Annotated in this window: 4 protein-coding genes; 1 reads left to right on the forward strand and 3 read right to left on the reverse strand. The window is 71.2% G+C overall.

The window, feature by feature from the left end:
* The 3 genes from HY703_03360 to HY703_03370 form a co-directional block, all read right to left on the reverse strand.
* On the reverse strand, nt 1-351 hold a 351-nt coding region (locus HY703_03360; GenBank protein MBI4544214.1), incomplete at its 3' end, for a low molecular weight phosphotyrosine protein phosphatase.
* Entirely contained in the window at nt 352-1,890 is a 1,539-nt protein-coding gene (locus tag HY703_03365) for an Ig-like domain-containing protein (protein ID MBI4544215.1), read from the reverse strand.
* 28 nt (nt 1,891-1,918) lie between these two features.
* Nucleotides 1,919-4,594 carry an amylo-alpha-1,6-glucosidase gene (locus HY703_03370; protein ID MBI4544216.1) on the reverse strand — a complete coding sequence of 892 codons (2,676 nt, stop codon included), beginning with the start codon at nt 4,592-4,594 and terminating at the stop codon, nt 1,919-1,921.
* Between the two features lie 410 nt (nt 4,595-5,004).
* Here HY703_03370 and HY703_03375 point away from each other — a divergent pair.
* On the forward strand, nt 5,005-5,180 hold a 176-nt coding region (locus tag HY703_03375; GenBank protein ID MBI4544217.1), incomplete at its 3' end, for a peptidase M28.

A 5,180-nucleotide genomic window follows, 5' to 3' on the forward strand; every position in this document is an offset into this window, starting at 1 on the left:
GAATTCCCGCAGAAGGTGCACCTCCGCGTCGCGCCGCACCCCGTCCGCAAGGCGCCGCACATCCCTCAGATTCTCCGCGTCCATGACAATGGCGTAGTCCACGCGGCGGATGTCGTCCGCAGTGATCGGCCGCGCGCGGCCGCTCAGGGCGAGGCCGTGGCGCCGGGCTATTTCCGCTGCCCGCGCGTCCGGCGCCTGGCCCTCGTGGTAGGAGGAGGTGCCCGCAGAGTCCACATGGAAGCGCTGCTCCAGCCCCGCTTCGCGCACCAGGTGCCGGAACGTCGCCTCCGCCAGCGGCGACCGGCAGATGTTCCCCAGGCACACAAACAGCACCCGAACCGGCTGCGCCATTCAGCGCGCTCGTGGCGCGGCGCCCGAGGGCGCAGTCGCCTGACCGGTCACCGGCACCGGCACGGGGCTGCATACGTTGGCGGGGTCGTCGCCGCTCACGCATAGCTCCTTCCTGGGGCTACCCAGCTCGCCCGCGCCGTTGAACCCCCAGCAGTACGCCGTGCCGTTGCCGGCCACGCCGCAGCTATGCAGCCCGCCGGCGGTCAGGGACTTGAAGCTGAGACCACCCGCCACCTCGACGGGCACGATGCTGCACGGCCTCCCCTGGTGGCATTCCAGTCCCGTATCCGCCCCCACGCCGAGCTGGCCAAAGCGGTGCCACCCCCAGCAATAAACGGCGCCGGCCGCCGTCAGCCCGCAGGTGTGGAACCGCCCCACCTCGAGGGTAACGAAGGCACGCGCCCCCGCCACGGCCACGGGCGTTGCGCTGGCCGCATGGGAGCCGCGGCCCAGTTGACCCTCGAAGTTGGCGCCCCAGCAGTAGGCCCGGCCGTCCGCAGCCAGCCCGCAGCTGTGCATGTCTCCCGCGAGCACGCGCTGGAAGCCGGTTCCACCGCTCACCCGCGCCGGGGCCAGCCGCGACTGCGTCGAGCCCGTACCCAACTGCTCCTGGCTGTTGTCCCCCCAGCAGTACGCCTCCCCGCCGGCGGCAACGCCGCAAGTGTGCCGGCTGCCTGCACTGACCGTGGCAAACCTGAGGCCGCCCGTCACGCGCACCGGCCGGCTGCTCGGCGTGCGGGTGCCGTCCCCGAGCTGGCCATCCGAGTTCTTCCCCCAGCAGTAAGCCTCGCCGTCCCGCGTCACCCCGCACGTGTGCTCGTAGCCCGCGCTGATCGCCGCAAAGTTCCCCACACCCTGCACCATTACCGGCCGCGCGCTCGATGTGGTCGTGCTATCCCCGAGCTGCCCCGCGCTGTTGTCACCCCAGCAGAACGCGGCGCCCCCCGCCGTCAGCGCACAGGTGTGCGCGCGCGCCGGCCCGCCCCCGGCGCTCACGCTCACGACTACCAGACCACCCATTACAGGATACACTGCCGGCGCGCAGCAGGGCGGCGCGTTCGGGTCCGAGCCCCGCTGCCCCGAGGTGTTGAGCCCCCAGCACACTGGGGCGCCGCCCGGCAGAATGCCGCACGTGTGGAAGTAGCCCGCGTCCGCCGCGGCGAAGGTCAGCAGCTCTACCGTGACGTTGGCCACGCCTTGCGTTCCGCCGCTCCTCGGGTTCGTGGCCACAATGGCCGTCGTCCCCGGCGTGATCCCGGTGACGATCCCGTCTTTATCCACCGTGGCAATCGCGGGGCCGAGCGAGCTCCACTGGATCTCCGCGTCCGGCACCGGCCTGCCCTCCGAGTTGAGCGCCCGCGCCGCGAACCGCACCCGCTCGCCGACCAGCAGCGTGTCCTCTGCCGGCTCGACAAGAATCCTGGCCACCCGCCCCGGCGCGAGAGCGTCGATGGTGCAGCCGCCGAGCAGCAGCAAAGTGACCAGCGCGCAGGCCACTCCCCCGCGCCTGGGCTCGAGCATCGAAATCCTATGATTCATTGGAAAATGAAATCGTGAAAAAATCTGGTCACAGACTGAACCGCACTTCCCGCCGAGTGTATCCCGCACCAGCGGGGAAGGAGCTGCGCAGCCGGGCCCGGCCCTCCTCCTGCTCGAGGCGCTCCGCGCCCCGCAGGTTACGCAGCCGGGCCGCCGTGCGCAGTTCGAGCGCATAGCTGCGCCCGGCCAGCCCCTCGAGCAGCAGCAGGTACTCGCGACCCGCACGCCGGAAGTCCAGGACCCGGAGCCCCTCGGACGGCTGCCCCGGCGTCAGCCGCTCCGCCGGCGTCACGACCTCGACGCCGCCGCGGAACTCGATCTCGACCAGTGCCTCGTCCGCCAGGGTCAGCTCGACAACCGCGTGGACGTCGTGCGCCGTTTCCTCGACCTGCACGGGCGCGTCCCGCTCGTTGACGGTCACGCGCTGGACCGTCGCGCCCAGGGGCAGTGCCGGGGCCACCCGCACGTGCAGCGGCCCTGCCCCGCCGTCGTGCAGCCGCAGGCTCAGCAAGAAGCTGTCCCGGCTGCGCCGCAGCATCAACCCTAGCCGGGCCGCGCCCACGCGGAAGTTCTCGATGCTGACCGAATCCCAGTCGGCCGGCAGGTGCGGCTCGATCCCCACCGCCCGCCGCGGCGCATCCGCCTCCAGCCCCAGGAGCCCCCGCACGAGCGGCGTCACCAGCATCGACGTGGCAAAGAACTGCTGCGGCACGCTCGTGTCCAGCACCTGGTAGAAGGCGCCGGACAACAGCTCGGGGTGCCGCCCCCGCGCGAAATCGAAGGTGAGCCGCGCCACGTCCCGCACCAGGTCGAACCCTGCCCAGCCGCGGTGGTAGCGGTAGTGGGCCAGCGCCGCGAAGCCGGTCACGAACGGCCAGACCGTGCCGTTGTTATAGTGCAACGGCTCGTAGAGGCGGTGGTATTGCGAGAGCATGCGCGCGCCCCAGTCCGCCGTGATCGCCGCCGATCCCACCTCCCGGAGCATGCGGTCCGACCGCTCTGCATCGAGCAGCGCGAACGCCATGGCCGTAGCGGGCCAGACCGTGAGCGCATCATTGACACGCACGCCCGCGCCGGCCGCCCCACGCCCGCTCGCCGCACCGGCGCCACGCGCGCGCACGGGCGTGCTGCCCGGCGCCGCCACGCGGTCCGCCGCCAGCAGCGCAAAGGCGTAGATGCCCGGCGCATCCAGCCAGAAGCGCTCCTCCAGGCTGCGCAGCGCCCGGGCGAAGAGCGCGTCTGCCTCCCGGGCAACGTCATCGTCCTCCACACCCCCAGCCAGCTCACGCACACCCTCGAGCGCGGCCAGCCACACGCCGGCCAGGTAGATGTCCGTATGCAGCGCCTCACCCAGCCCGCCCACCTCGATGGCGCCTGCCCCAGCCCGGGGATTCTCCATGAGACCATCGCCGTCGCTGTCCGTGGCCGCGGCCCAGCGGAAGGCGCGCACCACCCTGGGCCAGACCTCGCGCAGGAACCCCTCGTCCGCCGAGGCCTTCCAGTACTCGTAGCACGCCAGCACCCAGAACGGCGTGGTATCGCCGTGGAACCAGGTGTACGGGTACTCGCTGAACCAGGGCAGCCGCGCCGCTGCGTGCGAGATCTCGTGCGGGATCTTGCCATCCTCACGCTGGAAACCCGCCAGGAACAAGAGGCCCCGCCGCACCAGCTCGAACTGGCCCAGCCCGTCCATGCCCAGGGTGTTGATCGCCGCATCGCCCCCAAAATACCAGCCGAATCCGGGCCGGTAGTTCCCTGCCCCTGCCCGGCCGAATCCCGCCACCAGCCCGCAGCCCAGGTCCGGATTGCACACCAGCTGCTGCTCGAGGTTCACCTTGGCCCACTCGAGCACCTGGTCCAGCCGCGGGTCCGGCGAATCCAGGGAAAGCAGCTCGCGGCTCACCCGGCGGTAGTGGCCCAGCTTCTCCTCCCAGTAGCGCTGCGCGCCGCCCAGCAGTCGCTCGTACGTGGCCACGACGCTGTCCCGCGGCGCCGCACCCCCCGCCACGACCACTGGAATGAACGAGCTCCGCACCTGCCCCGCCTCGAACTTCAGCACGAACTGCGATGGCACCATGGGTGCGTCGTGCGCCGGGTGCGTGGTCCCGCCCGTTGCGAAGGGCGAGCCCACCAGCCCGTGGTAGTTGCGCACGCCGCCCTGGAAGAGCAGAAACGCCTTGCGCTCGCCCCACCACACAACCGACTGGCCGCCAAAGCTGCCCGGCCACGCCAGATTGAAGTCGGCGTGCAACTGCACCAGCACGTCCAGCGGGCGGACCGTCTCCACGTCCAGCAGGATGATGGCGCCCGGCTCGTCCAGCGGTACGAAGACGTGCTGCCGAACGGTGAAGCTCGCGTGCGAGTAGACGATGGTCGCGCCCTCGGGGCGTACGATCACCTGCCTGGCCAGGGCAGCGCCGGGGACGGGCGCATCGTATTCCGGGATCTTGAAGGCCAGGCGGAGGTCGCGCACCAGCTTGATGGGCCAGGTCCAGACCTCGAATGCGCCCGTCTCATCTCCCAGCACCGCGGCGCGGCGGCCCAGGTCGGCCAGGTACGCGCCCGGCCGCGCCGGCCCGGCCAGTGCCAGCCGACCAGCCTCTACCGGGAAGCGGGGCACACCTGCGGGCGCTTCCTGGGCCGCGGCGGCAGCGGAGCAGAGCAGGCCCAGACCCGCGCAGAGAAAGGCCAGACCGAGCTGCATCCTCGACCGACGAACCGGCAGGGCCCAAGCGGCGACCACCAGCGCGCAGAAAAGGGCCAAACCGAACTGCATCTTCGAAGGAAACTCCGGCAGTGTCCTGGTGGGGGAACCCTGCGGGAACCCGGCGCAACCTAGCGCGCCGGCCGGCCGCGCTCAAGATCGCGCAAGACGTGGAAGGGCGTGGAAGGCATGGATAGCGTCGGCAGCCGCACCCGATCGCGATGTTGCAAAGCGACGGTGCTCGCGGGGTCTGCCCTGAGGGGAGCGGAGCGCGAAGGGCGGAGGCGGTGGGCGGCGAACGGAAGGGGGTTGGTGGGCGCGCCATCGCGCAGCTCCCTCGAAGGGCAGACCCCGAACCTTCCTCCCCCGCGCGGGTAGCGCATAAGTTCTTTACCGGAACCAGGATGAAAATGCGACGGCTTCTCGCCGGGGCGCTGCTCGCTGCGCTGGCCGTGCCAGCCAGCAGTAGGGCGCAGGAGATCGACACGCTCGCGCTGCGTGGCCACACCTTCTTCCTTGCCCACGACCTGCTGGAAGGCCGGGGCACGGGCACGCGTGGCGAGCGCATGGCCGCGGCCTACATCGC

This window comes from Gemmatimonadota bacterium (genome assembly GCA_016209965.1).
Classification (GTDB): domain Bacteria; phylum Gemmatimonadota; class Gemmatimonadetes; order Longimicrobiales; family RSA9; genus JACQVE01.

Bases quoted from the DNA above. Each gene is read 5' to 3' on its own strand.
- HY703_03365 (MBI4544215.1), bottom strand. From the start codon at position 1,890: ATGAATCATAGGATTTCGATGCTCGAGCCCAGGCGCGGGGGAGTGGCC.
- HY703_03370 (MBI4544216.1), bottom strand. From the start codon at position 4,594: ATGCAGCTCGGTCTGGCCTTTCTCTGCGCGGGTCTGGGCCTGCTCTGC.